The organism is Terriglobia bacterium (assembly GCA_020073085.1).
Taxonomy (GTDB): domain Bacteria; phylum Acidobacteriota; class Terriglobia; order JAIQFV01; family JAIQFV01; genus JAIQFV01.
Genome location: JAIQFV010000008.1, coordinates 17233 through 34350 on the forward strand (window position 1 = coordinate 17233; position 17118 = coordinate 34350).

At 56.2% G+C, this 17118-nt stretch carries 11 protein-coding genes; all 11 read left to right on the forward strand.

Annotated features, from left to right (window positions below; translation table 11 throughout):
• Positions 1-18: 18 nt before the first annotated feature.
• The 11 genes from LAO21_09560 to LAO21_09610 all read left to right on the forward strand — a co-directional run bounded on the left by LAO21_09560 (position 19) and on the right by LAO21_09610 (position 16580).
• A complete protein-coding gene (locus LAO21_09560; GenBank protein ID MBZ5552954.1) occupies positions 19-1320 on the forward strand; it encodes a TolC family protein in 1302 nt (433 codons plus the stop codon).
• Positions 1317-2528, forward strand: a complete 1212-nt coding sequence (locus tag LAO21_09565; protein ID MBZ5552955.1) for an efflux RND transporter periplasmic adaptor subunit — start codon at positions 1317-1319, stop codon at positions 2526-2528. Before LAO21_09560 ends, LAO21_09565 begins: the two co-directional genes overlap by 4 nt.
• 94 nt (positions 2529-2622) lie before the next feature.
• Complete coding sequence (locus LAO21_09570) at positions 2623-5706, forward strand: CusA/CzcA family heavy metal efflux RND transporter (GenBank protein MBZ5552956.1); 3084 nt, start codon at positions 2623-2625, stop codon at positions 5704-5706.
• 184 nt (positions 5707-5890) lie between these two features.
• Positions 5891-6235 carry a hypothetical protein gene (locus tag LAO21_09575; protein ID MBZ5552957.1) on the forward strand — a complete coding sequence of 115 codons (345 nt, stop codon included), beginning with the start codon at positions 5891-5893 and terminating at the stop codon, positions 6233-6235.
• 112 nt (positions 6236-6347) lie between these two features.
• Complete coding sequence (locus LAO21_09580; protein ID MBZ5552958.1) at positions 6348-8939, forward strand: carboxypeptidase regulatory-like domain-containing protein; 2592 nt, start codon at positions 6348-6350, stop codon at positions 8937-8939.
• Between the two features lie 816 nt (positions 8940-9755).
• Positions 9756-11045, forward strand: a complete 1290-nt coding sequence (locus LAO21_09585; protein MBZ5552959.1) for a hypothetical protein — start codon at positions 9756-9758, stop codon at positions 11043-11045.
• A gap of 8 nt (positions 11046-11053) precedes the next feature.
• Entirely contained in the window at positions 11054-12004 is a 951-nt protein-coding gene (locus tag LAO21_09590) for a metal ABC transporter substrate-binding protein (protein ID MBZ5552960.1), read from the forward strand.
• Between the two features lie 20 nt (positions 12005-12024).
• A complete protein-coding gene (locus LAO21_09595) occupies positions 12025-12906 on the forward strand; it encodes a metal ABC transporter permease (protein MBZ5552961.1) in 882 nt (293 codons plus the stop codon).
• A gap of 271 nt (positions 12907-13177) precedes the next feature.
• Positions 13178-14653, forward strand: coding sequence for an aldehyde dehydrogenase family protein (locus LAO21_09600; protein ID MBZ5552962.1), 1476 nt, complete (start codon positions 13178-13180; stop codon positions 14651-14653).
• Between the two features lie 242 nt (positions 14654-14895).
• Positions 14896-15483 (forward strand): OmpH family outer membrane protein, encoded by a 588-nt coding sequence (locus tag LAO21_09605; protein ID MBZ5552963.1) that lies wholly within the window; start codon positions 14896-14898, stop codon positions 15481-15483.
• A gap of 116 nt (positions 15484-15599) precedes the next feature.
• Positions 15600-16580 carry a thioredoxin domain-containing protein gene (locus tag LAO21_09610; protein MBZ5552964.1) on the forward strand — a complete coding sequence of 327 codons (981 nt, stop codon included), beginning with the start codon at positions 15600-15602 and terminating at the stop codon, positions 16578-16580.
• Positions 16581-17118 lie beyond the last annotated feature (538 nt).

Sequence of the window (17118 nt, forward strand, 5' to 3'; positions counted from 1 at the left end):
TGCAAGGAGAACCCGTCCATGATCCCATGGGCAAACCGCCTCAGGGCCTTGGTATTCATTCTTGGTCCTTTTCTGATCTGCAGTCCCCTCCGGGCGCAAGCGCCGTCGCCTCCCGTTCCATCGAAGCCGATCCGTGTCATCGCCATGGGCGAGGCCATTCAGCTCGCGTTGGAACACAACCAGGCGATGCGGGCACAACGCCTGAATGTCGACCAGTCGAAAGCGAACGAAATCACCGCGTCGTTGAAGCCGAACCCCGTGTACACTACCACAAACGAAGATTTTCCGATCTTCAACCCCAGCCAGCTCACCGGGGACAATCTTCGGAACAATCAAGAATTCCTCCAATCCATTAGTTACACCTTTGAGCGGGGGGGAAAACGCCAAAAACGAACCGTGGTGGCCCAGGATACGACGGACCTCGTTTCCAAAGGCGTCTCCGATTTCGAACGCCAACTGAAATTTCAAGTGGCGCAGGCTTTCGTCAACGTCTTGCTCGCAAAATCCAACCTCCAATTCTCGAACGAGGATCTGAAAGACTTCTCCGAGGTCGTGGCCATCAACAAGAGCCGCCTTGATGCCGGGGATATCTCCGAGGCAGACTACTTGAAGATCGCCCTGCAGAAACTTCAGCTCGAACAGGACGTCTCGGGCGCGGATCTGGCCCTGGTGCAGAGCAAAGCCGCGTTAAGGCAACTGCTCGGGTACGAAACGGTGGCCGAAGATTTTGATGTGCTGGGTGAACTGGGCCACAAGAAGTACACCCTCGGACCCGATGAACTCGCGCGGCAGGCCTTGCTTGAGCGTCCCGACTTTCAGGCGGCCCAAAGCGCCGTCAAGCTCGCTGACGACACGGTCTCTCTGGCGTACGGCAACCGTGCGCGCGATCTCACGGGCGAATGGGAGTACAAGCGAAACGGGCCGGTCAATGGAGTTGGATTTGGCTTTTCCATCGATCTCCCCGTTCATGATCGCAACCAGGGGGAGATCGCGCGCAGCAAGGTGGCCGCTCGGCAGGCTGAGGAATCCCAGTCCGCAACACGCGTCGGCGTGCTCACTGACGTCGTGAATGCTTACTCCAGTTTCAAGACAAATGATCGCATCGTCTCGTTGTATGAATCGGGCTACCTAGGGCAGGCCACGCAATCGCGCGAGATTAGCAACTACGCCTACCGCAAGGGAGCCACTAGCCTGCTTGATTTGCTCGACGCGGAGCGCAGCTACCGCGCCATTCAGCTCGCTTATCGTCAGGCCCTCGCGGCGTTCATGCTGAGCGCCGAACAAATCAACCTGGTGGTCGGAAAGCAGGTGCTGCAATGACAAAACTTCAACAGAGATTTCTTGCCGGGTTGCCGATCCTCCCCGCCGGGAGGCAGCGATGCGCGGCGCTTCTGCTCTCGGGCCTCCTCGCGATATTCACCTCAGCCTGCAGCACGTCAAAAGAAGCCACGCGTCCCGCGAGCCACGAGCCTGAGAATAACGAACCGAGCCTGTTCGTCATTCCTGCGAACCAGCTCCCCCATCTTCAAATCCTCCCGGTTCAGAAGACCACGTGGGCCCTTACCATTCGCACCACGGGGACCGTCGATTGGGACAATGACCACACCACCCAGGCGATCGCCCAGGTGAGCGGACCCATCACCCGGATTCTGGTGGATACCGGAACTTACGTCAAAGCGGGACAGCCTCTCTTGGAGGTTTCAAGCCCGGACGTGACAACCGCCGTGGCAGCTTATCGAGTGGCGCATAACCGATTGAATTTGGCCACCTCGACCCTGAATCGGAGTCGGGACCTGTTGGACCATCACGCCATCGCGCAAAAGGATCTCGAAGGGGCCCAGGCCGACTATAACGACGCCGCGACCCAGATGCAAACCACTCTCCAGGCATTGAGAATATTTGGGATTACTCAAAAGGAGATCGAGGAAGGCGAAAAACAGGGAGTCTCGATTAGTCCTCAACTTGCCGTCAGGTCGCCCATCAGCGGAATGGTGATTCAAAAACTCGTGTTTCCAGGACAACTGATCCAAGCGGGGGCCACGACTTGTTTTCTGATCAGCAATGTGTCGACGGTGTGGGTCCAGGGGCACATTTATGAGAAGGATTTGACCTCCGTACGGGTGGGGGATCTCGTGGAGGAAACCAGCACCGCCCTCCCCGAGGCCTTCCACGGGGTCATTTCGTACATCGGGGCAATGGTGGACCCTGCGACCCGGACCACCCCCGTCCGAATTGTGACGAGCAATCCCAAAGGGCTTTTGAAGAAGGACCTCTTCATGGACGTCGTCATCCACACTCAGACCAAGAAAGACGTGCTTGTCGCGCCTGCCTCCGCGGTCTTGTACAACGCCGACAACCAGCCCTTTGTATATGTCCAGGCAGGGGCCGACAAGTTTGCGCAACGACTGGTCACGATCGGGACCCAACAGAAAGACCAAATCGAAATAACGAACGGACTGAAGGAGGGGGAGAAGATCGTCTCGGCGGGAAGCCTCTTCCTGCAGTTTGCCAACACCTATCAGCAGTGAAGAGGTTCTTGTGGAAGATTCGGAGGGGTGAGCCCAATCCTGTTCCTCCACCTCTCAAGGCGGTCAGGATCTTCGCGCTCCGAAAAACATTCTTATGATCAATCGCATCGTATCCTTCGCGCTTTCCCAGCGATTCCTCATCGTCATGGCCATGATCTTCTTGATGATCTGGGGGGTCATTTCGTTTCAAAAGCTGCCCATTGATGCGTATCCCGATCTTTCGCCGCCGCACGTGGAGATCATCACGCAGTGGCCCGGCCACGCCGCCGAGGAGGTGGAGCGCCTCATCACCATCCCGATTGAATTGGAAATGAATGGCATCCCCCAATTGCAGGCACTGCGCTCCATCTCCCTGTACGGACTGTCATCAGTCCAGATGAACTTCCAGTACAACACGGATCCCTACTTTGTACGCGAGCAGTCCTTCGAAAGACTCCCCAACGCCTCGGTGCCGGCGGGCATTCAGCCCACCCTCGCTCCCCTGTTCAGCCCGAGTGGATTGATTTATCGCTATGTCCTCCAGAGTCCCGACCGAACGCCTCAGGAATTGAAGACCTTTGAGGACTGGGTGGTGGAACGGCATTATCGCGCCATCCAGGGTGTGGCCGATGATTCAGGTTTTGGCGGGGCAACGATGCAGTACCACGTCCTGCTGGATCCGAACAAGCTCCTCTCTTATGGTGTCACGGTCCCCCAGGTTGTGCAGCAGTTGGGCAATAACAACGCCAATGCGGGGGGAGGATTCTATTCATCCGGAGGCCAGTTTTACTATGTCCGGGGCCTGGGCCTGGTGAAGACCCCTCAGGACATCGGAAACATCGTCGTCGCCACGCACAACGGGGTCCCCACCTATGTGCGCGACGTGGGCAAAGTCGAGATTGGCCACGCTGTCCGATTGGGCCAGTTCGGTTACATGAAGCAGGATGATGCGGTTGAGGGTGTGATTCTCATGCGGGTGGGAGAGCAGGCGCAGGTGATTCTTGACAAGGTGGAGCAGGTCACTGAAAACCTAAACAAGAACGTGCTTCCCCCGGATGTGAAGGTCGTCCCCTTCTACGACCGGCACTATCTCATCGAGGAAACGACCCGCACGGTGGAAAAAAACCTCCTGCTGGGCATGGTCCTGGTCCTGGTCATCCTGGGCCTGCTTCTCTTCAGCTTCCGCACAGCGTTGATTGTGGCCGTGACCATCCCCTTTTCCCTCCTGTTTTCCTTCATCTGTTTGGACTGGAGGCACATTCCGGCCAACCTGCTTTCGATCGGGGCGATTGACTTCGGCATCATCGTCGATGGCGCGGTGGTCATGGTGGAGAATATCTTTCGCGAACTCGCGGCGCGCCGCGGACAGGAGTACCACCTGATCGATGTCATCCGCGCGGCGGCGCGGGATGTGGAACGCCCGATTTTCTATGCCATTGCCGTGATCATTGCAGGCTATTTGCCCATTTACGCGCTGACCGGGCCCGCCGGCAGGCTGTTTCAGCCGATGGCCGACACCATGTCTTTTGCCCTGGTGGGGTCGTTGATCTGCTCGCTGACCTTGCTCCCTGTCCTGTGTGCCTTCCTTCTAAAGAAACATATCAAAGAGCCGGACGTGAAGATCTACGAACGCATTCGGAATTCTTACGGGGTGGCGCTGGGCTGGTGTCTGAGGCATCGCGCGGTCACCACCTTGATCTGCGTGGGAATTTTTGGAGCCTCCCTGCTCCTGATCCCTTTCATCGGCGCGGAATTCATGCCTCATCTGGACGAAGGGGCCTTATGGGTCCGGGCCACAACACCCTACACGATTTCCTTCGATGAGGCTGCGAAGTTGTCGCCCCAGATCCGGAACATCCTGATGAGCTTTCCGCAAGTCACCACGGTCGCCAACGAGCTGGGCCGGCCGGACGACGGCACAGATCCCATCGGGTTCTTCAACAACGAGTTTTACGTCGGTTTGAAGCCTTACGATGACGCTTCATGGCGGGGTGAAATTCGGACCAAACCGAAATTGATCGACGCCATCCAGGAAAAACTGTCTGCCTTTCCCGGGGTCATCTTTAATTACACGCAACCGGCCGAGGACGCCGTGGATGAGGCTGAAACCGGATTGAAGAGTGCCCTGGCGGTCAAGATTTTTGGCACGGATCTGGCCACTCTCGAAGAGAAATCCAAGGAGGTCAAACGCATCATTTCCCAAGTGCCGGGAATCACTCATATCAGCATTGTCCAGGAACTGGGTCAGCCCAGCCTCCTTATCGTGCCCGACCGGGACAAGATCGCGCGTTACGGGCTCAACGTCGGCGACATTAACACGCTGATTGAGACGGCGATTGGGGGAAAAGCGGCCAGCCAAGTCATCCAGGGAGAACGCCAATTTGACCTGGTTGTCCGGATGCAGGAGCCATTCCGGGAAAACATGGACGCCATTCGGAACCTGCTGATCGCCACCCCCGACGGCCAGCATCTTCCTTTGAGCCAGTTTGCTGATATTCAAGTCAGTAACGGCGCTTCTTTCATCTACCGCGAATCGAACTCGCGTTACGTCGGGATTCAGTTCAGTGTGGAGGGCCGGGACCTTGCGAGCGCCATCGGAGAAGCGCGAAAAAAGGTGGACCAGCAGGTCAAGCTTCCGATCGGTTATTCGTTCGATTGGGGGGGCGAATATAAGGAGTACCTGGCGGCGCGCTCCCAGATGAAGATCATCGTTCCTCTGACGGTGCTCATCATCCTGCTCATTCTCTTTGCCCTTTACGGCAACATGAAATTCCCCTTGATCATCATGTTCAGCGTGCTCGTTACCCAGCCGGTCGGCGGCTTGCTGGCCCTCAAGCTGACGGGAACGGATTTCAGCGTTTCCTCGGGGCTTGGATTTGTCGCCCTGATGGGTGTCGCCGTCCAAACCAGCGTGATTCTTTACTCTTTCATCAACAAGCTTCGCCTCGAAGGGAAGGACCCCCTCACGGCGACTTATGAGGCCTCCCTCCTGAGGCTCCGCCCCATTCTGATGACCGCGCTGGTTGCCTGCTTCGGTCTTCTTCCTGCCGCCATGTCGACCGGGATCGGCAGCGATTCGCAGAAGCCGTTCGCCATCGTCATCGTCGGCGGGATGATTTCGCGCCTGCTTCTGTCCATCTTTCTCGCCCCGGTTCTGTATGCCCTCGTTGCCCGCAAGGATGATGTACTGAAGGTTTGAGGGGGGAGCGAATCAGCATTTGCTGCCAGCAGATCCGGGTGGAGTATTAAGATCTTACTACCCACAGACCTGATCAGTAGGCAGATGTCCTGATTTGAAATCCAGGATCAGGGACGTTGTCATTGACGCTGTTTTGTTTCGTGTGGTGGCATCCACACGTTACTTCCGGCCTGTTTGGGAAACTATGAAATCAAAGCACAGAGGCAGGCTGCTGATCGGAGCACTCATTGCGCAGATTGTGGTGGTGCAGTTTGCGCTCGATGCTCACTATTACCTGCACCTTCCGAGTTTGTTCCGATCCCAACACACGGCGTTTAACAGCACAACGTCAGCAACCTCCCCTACGCCTCACTCGGATTGCGGGTTATGCAGGACTGGACAGACGTATCACAGCCTTGCGGCGGTCCAAACCTATCTGATAGTCCGCATTCCTGAGGTGTTGGCAGCGCGGGAGCTCGAGGCGGAAGGATCCTCCGCCCTCTGTGTTTTTTCCCATACCACCCGTGGGCCCCCTCCCTTGAATCTCTAATCAATTCCAATTTGACTCTTTTCAACGCAGCCTCAAATGAAAAGCGCCAGGCGCTTTCACCCGCGGGCTGTATTCACATATCATTTTTTGATGATTGGATTGGAGATTTCATATGCAGAAGCACATTCTCTTTTTCACGCTTTCCATTGGGCTCATTTTCGGGACCCTTAGTTCTTGGGCACAGTCTTCAGGGACCCTCGAGGGTGTAGTCAAAGATCCTTCAGGGGGTGTCGTACCAAACGCCACAGTCGAAATTCACAATCCGCTAAGCCATTTTGAGCGAAGCGCAACCACCGACAGAGAAGGGAAATTTCGTTTCACGACCATACCATTCAATCCGTATCACCTGCTAGTGACGGCCCCTGGTTTCGCGTCGTACACGCAGGATATCGATGTGCGCTCGCTGGTGACGATAAATCTCGAAGTGAACTTGAAGTTGGCAACGGCAGAAACCACAATGACTGTCCAAAGCGAGGCGGGAGACTTGGTCGAAAACGACCCGACGGCCCACACGGATGTGGATCGCAACCTGTTTTCGAAGATGCCGTTGGAAAGCGCCTCGTCCTCAATCAGCTCTCTGATCACATTTGCGACTCCGGGCGTGGCCGCCGATTCCAATGGCTTCATGCACGGTCTGGGGGAGCATCAAGAAAACGCCTTCTCGGTAGACGGACAGCCCATCACTGACCAGCAAAGCAAGTCCTTCTCCAACCAGATCCCAGTGGGGTCGGTGCAATCTCTTGAAGCCGTAAACGGGATTCCTCCGGCCGAGTATGGCGACAAGACCACCTTGATCGTCAACGTGACGACACGCTCGGGTCTTAACCTGCGGCCGACAGGCGACGTGAATGCTTCGTATGGCTCGTTCGGGACGAGCAATGTTGGCTTCAACTTCGCCGTCGGCAGCCAACGATGGGGAAACTTTATAACCGTAAACGGGCTCCAGTCCGGCCGCTTTCTCGATCCCCCCGAGTTGCAAGTGATCCACGCCAAAGGAAATTCCGAGAACATTTTCGACCGCGTGGATTTTCAGCCCAGCACGCAAGACACCTTCCACGTGAACCTGAATTATGCCCGCTCCTGGTTCCAGCAGCCCAATCAGTTCGATCAGGTGACCGCGGGGCAGGACCAGCGAGCACTCATCAACACGTTCAATTTCGCGCCCGCATGGACGCACGTATTTAATGCGAATACGGCCCTGACGGTGGGCGCTTTTGTGCGCCAGGATCGCTATCACTATTATCCGAGCGCGGATGTCTTCTCGGACCTGCCCGCGACGCTCGCTCAAAGCAGGCATCTCACCAACCTCGGAGTGCGTTCCGATCTCAGTTACGTGAAGGGTGCGCACAACATTAAGGTGGGTGTGCAATTTCAACACTGGTTACTGAACGAGAAGTTCAGTTTGGGCCTCACAGATCCGAGGTTCAACGCACCCTGCCTGCTTCCCTCAGGCGGGGCGGACTCGAATCCAACCCCGGTCGATCCCACCCGATGTTCGACGGTTAACCCGGGGGACACTACAAATGACGGTTTCTTGCCGGGGCTCCTGCCATTCGACTTGTCTCGCGCCGGCAGCCTGCTAAACTTCAACGACCACACGGACATCAAAGAAACTTCCCTGTATGTTCAGGACGCAATTACCGTCAGGAACTGGACCTTCAACCTGGGCCTCCGCGGCGACTTTTACCGCGGACTGAGCAGCGCCTCGGCGCCGGAGCCACGCCTTGCCCTCGCTTACAACATCAAAAAAACCAACACACTGCTGCGCCTGGGCTATGGGCGGGCCATTGTCACTCCGTACAACGAGAACCTGCTGCTTTCCGGTTCGACGGGAATTGGTGGATTGGGTGGCCCCGGGGGTGGCGCAATACCCCCCAAGCCGGGTTATCGCAATCTGCTTAGCGCGGGGATCGAGCAGGCGTTCGGAAAACACCTCGTCGTGGCAGCGGATTATTATTGGAAATACACCACTCCCGACTATGACTTTGGCGTCTTATTCAGCACACCCCTGACCTTCCCCGTTCAGTGGGCAAAATCGAAGATTGATGGAGTCGCCGTGCGCGTGAGCATGCCGAACTTCCACGGATTTTCATTGGTGACCGTCCTCGGAACCTCGCGTGACCGGTTCTTTCCACCGGGAGTCGGGGGTCTGATTTTCAACGAACCACCCCCGCCAGGCGTTTTTCGTATTGACCACGACCAGGCGTTCCAGCAGAGCACACACGTCCAGTACCAATGGAAGGGTACCGGCCCTTGGATCGGGTTCAATTGGCGATACGACAGCGGCCTGGTGGCCGGCGCCGTTCCCTTTGCCACGGATACGACCACTCCGGTCGACCTCACCGCCCTGACACCAGACCAGCAGATTCAGGCGGGACTTTTCTGCGGAAATGTGTTCCCGACGCTGGCCGCGCCGTTGACAAGCTGCGCGCCGTCCGCATACGGATCGACCCAAATCAACATCCCAGCCCCAGGCACCCAGGATGACGACCGCAATCCAGCTCGCATCAAAGGGCGGAACCTGTTTGACGTGGCACTAGGCGTTGACAACCTCTTTCACGGTGACCGGCACAAATGGAGTTTGCGCTTTACGGTGATCAACCTGATGAATAAGACCGCACTGTACAACTACTTGTCTACCTTCAGCGGCACACACTTCGTCACGCCGCGCACCGAAGCGCTCGAACTGGGCTTTCACTTTTAGACCGCGGTAGTGGAGAGAGGTACCTGACGCGGAATCATGGGAAAAATGGGGACTGCCGCTACCAGGCGTGGTCCCCCTTTTTGACCGTTTATTTCTCATACGACGAAGGCTCTGTGGCCCACAGACAAGATGGCCACTTTCTTAGGACACCCTACAATCGAACAGCCCCGTATCAATCGCGTGCCTGTGGTGTATCCCTCCTTCACGGCATAATTCGAGTGTTTGAGGAGCACGGAGGTCACTCGGCGGCCCTCCCATGAAGGTGAAACATGAGGCGGTGAGAGCCCGGCTATTGAATCGCTGTCAACCGGCCCGTATTCTTGAATCTCGGTACTTTGTGACAACGTCAAACAGCTTTGATAAAATGGACGAATGGCGAGTAAACGCTTGAAGCACCGATCTCCTAAGCGGGTTACTTCCTGTTTTCTGTTGTTGATGCAGCTCAATCTGCTTTGTGTCATTACGCTGCATCGCCATGAAATGGAGGGATGGGTTCCTCCAACGACCGCTGTTCATGAACTCGGCCGACGATCGCATTCCCCTGTTCCGAGCACTCTTCTCTGCATGACTTGTCGGGCCGCCCGGCATCTCGCTGCCGGTCCCCCGGCCTACTTTTCCGCTCCCGAGCCTGCCCCGGCAATCTCCTTGTCGCTTGCGTCTTCACCCGGTGGCTTCCATTCCCACGCCCCGGCTGTCACGCGTGGACGCGCACCTCCGTTCTGCTAGTCGGTCCTTTTTCACTACTTTAAAGTAGTGACACGGCGCACCCGTGGGAATTCCACCTCACAATTCTATAAGTACTACTTGGAGGGTGTCATGCGACTACTGAAGGTTTTCGCCTGCTTGGCCTTGCTCACCTCGACAATGCTCTGGGCGCAATCCAAAGACGACATCCAAGAACGGCTGAAGGCCAACGAAGAGCGAATCAAGGCCTTGGAGTCAGAGATCAAAGACCTCAAGGCCATCCTGGCCGCGGTGGCCCGAAACGTCCCGACGGCGCCCGTGCTGCAAGGAGTTGAGCCGCAGGCGCCCCCGCCGGCTCAGTTACCACCGACTCCCCAGACTATTCCGACCACGCCTACCCTGTCCGGAGAATCTGCTGGCCAGATTCCCGTCTATGGAGGTTCCAGCGCCGCTGCAAAGGCACTGAACCCCGACATCAGTGTGATTGGGGATTTCCTCGGTTCCATCGGCAGGAATCCCTTGAACCCCGTTCCCACACTGGAGATGCACGAATCCGAGGTGGGGTTTCAGGCCATCGTCGATCCCTACGCGCGTGCCGATTTCTTCCTTTCCTTCGGCGAGGAAGGTGTGAACCTCGAAGAAGGATTCTTAACCTTCACCTCACTGCCAGCAGGACTGGTCGTCAGAGCCGGTAAGATGCGTGCGGCTTTCGGCAAGGTGAATACCTTGCACAACCACGTCTTGCCCTGGACTGATCGGCCTCTAGTCACCGGGAGCCTTGTGGGAGGTGAAGATGGAATCAACGACGCGGGCCTTTCTGTGACCCGGATCCTTCCCGCACCCAGGGATATTCTTCTGGAAGGAACATTGCAGGTCTTCCGCGGGGATTCCGCTGATGTCTTCAAATCCAGCCGAAATCGGGATGTCAGTCTGGTGGGACACCTTCGAGGGTACCGCGACCTGACCGAATCCACAAACTTGGATCTGGGATTGTCTTATGCCCGGGGTCACAATGAGTTGGGTAGTGGATTTCTCACCCAACTTTACGGAATGGACGCCACTGTGCACTGGAAGCCATTGCGACGGGCCATCTATCATTCCTTCGTGGGACGCACTGAACTCATTTGGAGCCAGCGGCAACAGACAGGAAACGTCCAGCGAGCCTTTGGCCTTTACACTTCCGGCGACTATCAACTTGCAAGGCGATGGTTTATCGGCGGACGTTATGATCGCTCCGCCCGGTCAAACAATGCGAATCTGATTGACAGCGGGTTTTCAACCATCCTGACCTACTGGCCCAGTGAGTTCAGTCAAATCCGCGGACAATATCGGTTTGCCCATTATGCCGAAGGCCGCGACGGGAATGAGTTACGTTTTCAACTTCAATTTTCTCTTGGGGCGCATGGCGCCCACCCATTCTAGGAGACCCCATGATCCAACGAATCAATCAGTTCCTCCCCGTATTCTTGATGCTTATGGTAGCGGCAGCGCTATCAATGCTCCTTTCCTCACCGGCGAAAGCCGCGGCAAAACTGAAGGTCGTCACAGCGACGACAGACATGGCGGTGCTTGCGGAAGAGGTGGGGGGCGACCACATTGAAGTGGAATCGATTGCCCGCGGATATCAGGATCCGCACTACGTGGAGGCCAAGCCCAGCTTCCTGTTGAAACTGCGCAAGGCCGACTTGCTCATCGTGGTGGGACTTCAACTGGAAATCGGCTGGCTGCCGCCGCTCATCACGCAGTCGGGCAACCCCCGCATTCAAGTCGGAGCCCCTGGCTACCTGGATGCTTCCCAGTTCGCGGAAATCCTGGAGATTCCCACGGGCACGGTCACGCGGGCCATGGGCGATGTGCATCCCCTGGGGAATCCGCACTACTGGCTCGAACCGGAAAACGGCCGCCGCATCGCCCGCGGAATTCAACAGAGGCTGGCGGAAATAAGACCTGAAGACAAGGTTTTTTTCGAGCAACGCTTCCAGTCCTTCAGCCAGCGCCTCACCGTGGCGGAGAAGAACTGGGACGATCAAATGAGGCCATTTCGCGGGCGCAAAGTGATCACCTATCACCGCTCCTGGCCCAACTTCACGAAGCGGTTCGGCCTGAACGTGGTCAACTTTGTGGAGCCGCGGCCGGGTATCCCGCCCAGCCCCGGCCACACGCTGGACCTGATTGGAATGATGCGCCGCGAGAGCGTGAAGGTGATTATGGTGGAACCGTACTTCGATCTAAAGACGCCCAACAGTATCGCGAGCCAGACCGGAGCCCAGGTGGTCGTCCTGTTGCCATCGGTGGGAGGTGAGAAGGAGGTGACCGATTACTTCAAACTTTTCGATTACGATGTGGCATTGCTTACGAAAGCGTTTAAGGCGGCCCAATAGGACTCTATCGAGGAGGTCCAATGGAGATTCTTCCATTTTTGTTAATGCCGTTTCTGGCGAGTTTGATTTTGACAGGCATCCATGCTTATCTGGGCGTGCACGTCGTCGAGCGCGGGGTCATCTTCGTTGACCTCGCCTTGGCCCAGATTGCAGCGCTTGGGGCCATAGTGGCCATCCTCATGGGAATGGACCCTCATGGAACGGGGGCGTACTGGCTCAGCCTGGCTTTCACGTTTCTGGGGGCAATTGTCTTTTCGCTTCTTCGGGTTCGACATGCGCGCATCCCCCAGGAAGCCATCATCGGGATTGCTTATGCTGTCGCCTCTGCTGCGGCTATCCTGGCCATGAGCAAGGCCACCGGAGAGACTGAGCACCTTAAGGACATGCTCGTCGGGAATATTCTGGCGGTTTCGGGTCGGGAGGTCGGCAAGACCGCGCTGCTCTATGGAGCGATCGGTTTATTCCACTTTGTCTTCCGGAAGAAGTTCCTGCTGATTTCGATTAATCTTGCAGCTGCAGAAGCTCAAGGCATTTCAACTCGCTTCTGGGATTTTCTGTTCTACGCCTCCTTCGGATTCGTTGTCACTTCCTCTGTGGCCATTGCAGGGGTATTGCTGGTTTTCTGTTATCTGATCGTGCCCTCTGTCGGAGCCATGTTGTTCGCAGACCGGATCGGCCGCCGGTTGGCCATTGGGTGGACAATGGGGACGCTGGTTTCTGCACTTGGAGTGTATTTCTCGGTCGAACTCGATCTGCCGACGGGGGCCACAATCGTCTGCACCTTCGGAGGAGTTCTCGCATTCATGTTCTTGCTGCATTTTCTGTTCCACCGCCAACGCGCGGCGGGAGAGATCCAGCAGGTCATCTCGCAGGTTAAGACCACGACACCATCCGATCGTTAAAGAGGAGATTTCAACCGAGACCTGACTTTGTCGAATTGGCGAGAGTCTCGATTTTCTGATTGCTCCTGTCGCCCCAGCTCCACTTCACCTCGGCACAACGGAGGAACGAGGGGAGCCGATCATCTCATAGTCATTTCACCGCAATTCGGGCTGTCTTAATGTTTCATTCGAATCGGCGCTCTCTCCCGCCCGTGCAGTGGCCAATATCCAATGGTATAATGCAGATCCAATCGAATTCACACAGAATTCCTCAGTCGTAAAGGAGCCTCTTATGAGCGCAGCTTCGGTCCCAGCAATTCAAGCCCAGCGACTCTTCATCGCCGGTGAGTGGCGCGATGGCGCGGCAGGAAAGACCTTCGAGACGACCAATCCGGCCACCGAAGAAGTCATCACGACCATCGCCTCGGCTGAAGTAGAGGACGTCGACGCGGCGGTGGCGGCGGCTCGGCGGGCCTTCGACGAGCGAGGAAATGCCTGGAAGAAGATGAGCGCCGCGGATCGAGGCAAGTTGCTTTGGAAGATGGCCGACCTGATTGAGAAAAACATTGACGAGTTTGCGCGGCTCGAGACGCTGGATAACGGCAAACCCATCTTTGAGTCGCGCTATGTGGATATGCCGATGGTGGTTGAGGTGTTTCAATATTACGCCGGGTCGGCGACGAAGATTCTCGGTGAGACGATTCCCGCAAAGGGCAACTATTTCAATTACACCTTGCGGGAACCCGTAGGAGTAGTGGCGGCGATCACTCCCTGGAATTTTCCGCTTCTTCTGGCGAGCTGGAAGATTGCGCCGGCCCTGGCCGCGGGCAACACGGTCATTCATAAGCCCGCTTCGCTGACACCCCTCACAGCACTCAAGCTGGCGGCCGTGGCGCAGGAAGCCGGCGTTCCTCCCGGCGTGTTCAACGTGATCACCGGCAAGGGCGCGACCGTGGGGGATGCCCTGGTCGAGCACAAGGGGGTGGACAAGATCGCTTTTACAGGCTCCACTGAAGTCGGCCGCGAGGTCATGCGAAAAGCGGCCGGTACAGTGAAAAAAGTCTCGCTGGAACTTGGCGGAAAATCGCCCAATATCGTCTTCGCTGACGCAGATCTGGATGCCGCCGCCCGGGGTGCTTACCTGGGAATATTTTATGGGAAAGGTGAAGTGTGTGCCGCCGGCTCCCGCCTCTTCGTCGAGGAGTCGGTCCATGATCAGTTGATGGAGAAGCTCATCGCCCGGACCAGGAAGTTGCAGCCGGCCGATCCCCTCGACCCCAAAACTCGGTTGGGGGCCCTGGTCAGCGAGGGTCAGCTCCGCTCGGTCATGCGTTATATCGAATTGGGAAAAAATGAAGGGGGACGCCTGGTGACCGGCGGCGAACGGGCACAGGTCAACGGCAAAGGGAGTTTTCTCCAGCCCACAATCTTTGACGGGGTTCATCCGGAGATGACCATCGCGCGAGAGGAGATTTTTGGCCCGGTACTCGCCACGCTCTCCTTTAAAGATGTCGACGATGGCTTGAGTCAGGCGAATGCGACCATGTACGGGCTGGCCGCCGCCGTATGGACGCGCGATATCAAGAAAGCCCATCGCGTGGCCCGGGAACTAAAGGCCGGAACTGTCTGGATCAATACTTATAATGTGTATGATCCGTCCATGCCTTTTGGAGGCTATAAACAGTCCGGATTTGGGCGCGAACTCGGTATGGGGGCACTCGATCTGTACACCCAGACGAAGAGCGTGTGGGTTGACTTAAATGAATGATGTGTTTTATCATATGTGGTTTTTGCAGGATGCCTTGCGCTCGCTGCCATTGCGACCTGCCTGAATGTAAGCTCTGACCTGACGGGCCCGACCAGTTGATGGAAGTCACCTGAAGTTTGACCCCAACGCTCTCGTTGCCTGAATTCGCCCTCTGCCCCATCCCGACCTAAAGGCAAAGCGAAGCTTAGATGACCCGGGATCCATGCTTCAGGGTCAGAAGCAATCCATATTGAGGAGATTCAATGAAGATTAGAACTATTGCTGGAATGTTTTTTGGAATGGCAGGACTTCTGGGCGCCTCCCTTCTTTTCGCGCAGGCTTCCAACGCCTCACGCGTCGGAGTGATCAACATGCAGACTGCGATTCTCGAGTCCATCGAGGGTAAGAAGGCTGCTGATACCTTGAAAACCAAATACGACGCCAAGACAGCTGAGCTCGAAAAGAAAAAGAAGGAAATCGAGGACTTGACGGCCGAGTTGAAGAAGCAGGAGAAGAACTTGAGCGAGGAGGCCCAGACGCAGAAATCGAAGCTCATCGACACGAAGCAGAAAGAGTTGACCCGCGCCGGCGAGGATGCGAGCAACGAGTTCAAGCAGCTCCAGGACGAGGCCATTAACACCATCGGCACCAAAATCATGAGGGTGATCCAGTCCTATGCCTCCGAACAGAATTACTCGCTTGTAATTGATAGTTCCTCCGCCCAGGGGGGCGTGCTCTACTTCAGCCCTACCACTGACATTACAACCGAGATCATCCGCCGATTTGATGCTCAGTCCGCATCAGCCGCTGCTCCCAAGCCAGCCGCCGCACCGGCAACACCGAAGAAGTAGGGCGCCCCGGATCCTGCAAGAGCCATACGGGACGAGGACGAATGATAACAACCCCTGACTCCCTTGATGAATCGAAGAGATCAGTGGGCCATTGAAAGGAATCAGGTCATAACTTTATGAACAATGGAATTCGAAAAGAGATCTCTCATTTTGCGCTGTTTTTGACTTTTGCGATGATCCTTGTCCTCTCAGTTCCGCTTTTGATGGCGGCCGGACAAGCCACGACCCCGGGGAAGCCCCCTGCCGAAACGCCGAAGAAGCCGGAAGCCAAGGATCCGTCCACTCCCCCCGCCGCTCCCGCGGCCTTGGATAAAGCGAATCAGCGACTTATTGACACGATCCAAAATGCGTTCTCAAGCAAGATACCACCCAATACGGATATCTCGGTTGTGGCACGATCAGCCTCCAAGGTAAGCGGGTTGGATTCCGTGACGCTTGAGTTCAAGAATGGCCCAAACTCGAACCGCCTCGAGATTCTGGCAACCCCCGACAACAAGTTTGCAATAGTCGGACAAATCCTTGACCTCTCAAAGGACCCCTTCGCTGAAAATATGGAAAAGATTAACACGGCAAACGCACCGGTGAGCGGCAATAAGAATGCCAAGGTGACGATCGTGGAGTATTCTGATTTTCAGTGTCCGTTCTGCAGCCAGGCCTATCGCACGGTCGAAAACGATGTCATGAAACAGTTCGGGGACAAGGTCAAGCTGGTTTACAAGAACCTTCCTCTTCCCTTTCATCCGTGGGCCGAGAATGCGGCGATCGCGGGTCTCTGCGCCAGCAGGCAGAACAATGACGCCTTCTGGGTGCTATACCGCAGTTTCTTCGAAAACCAGTCCGCCATTACGCCGGAGAACGTGAAAGCGAAGTCCCTTGAGTTCGTGGCCAAGACTCCAATCGATGCCAAGAAATTTGAAGAATGCTACGATAACAAACTGACGCTGCCTCAAGTCAAAGCGGACATGACCGAGGCGCAGTCGCTCGGTATCACCGGGACTCCCGGTTTTATCATTAACGGACATCAGCTTCCTGGGGCACAGCCTTTCAGCTCCTTCCAAAAAGTGATTGAGGAAGAGCTCAAAAAGAGCCCCAACTAGAACCTCGATCCATTCGCATCGTGGCCATACTGAAGCGGAACCCGGAAAACGGGGTTCCGCTTTTTTTGTCCCCCCCCAGGCTCATTCCCACATAAACTTCTATTCCGAAGTTAAACCCCTTCTCGAACCGCGCAGCACCTGAATTTTCAAATTTGAGATTGGGCGTCGATGCCAACCGGGTCTGCGGTGGGATCCTGTTGAGGAGGTCCAGGTGAACCTTAAAGCCATGAGCCCAAGCCTGATATCGTGCGTCCAGTAAAATGGAGGCGCGGTCTAAAAGTCCCTCCTTTATGGGAGCAGTTCGCCTGTAACCCGCCAGCCGTCAGTCGCGGAGTGGTGCTTTGAGTGAGATTTCACCTTTGGAACCGTGGTGAAGAATCAGTCGTAATCTTGACAAAGTCTCCTCCTGCCCTTACCATCGGGTCATAGCGAATGAGGCGACCGTGAATTTGAGACCCCACCCCTCCCAACCCGAACGACAGGCAGAACATGCAGTGAGGGTTTGTGTTCCACCGGGGTTTTTCGAACGTCTTACTTC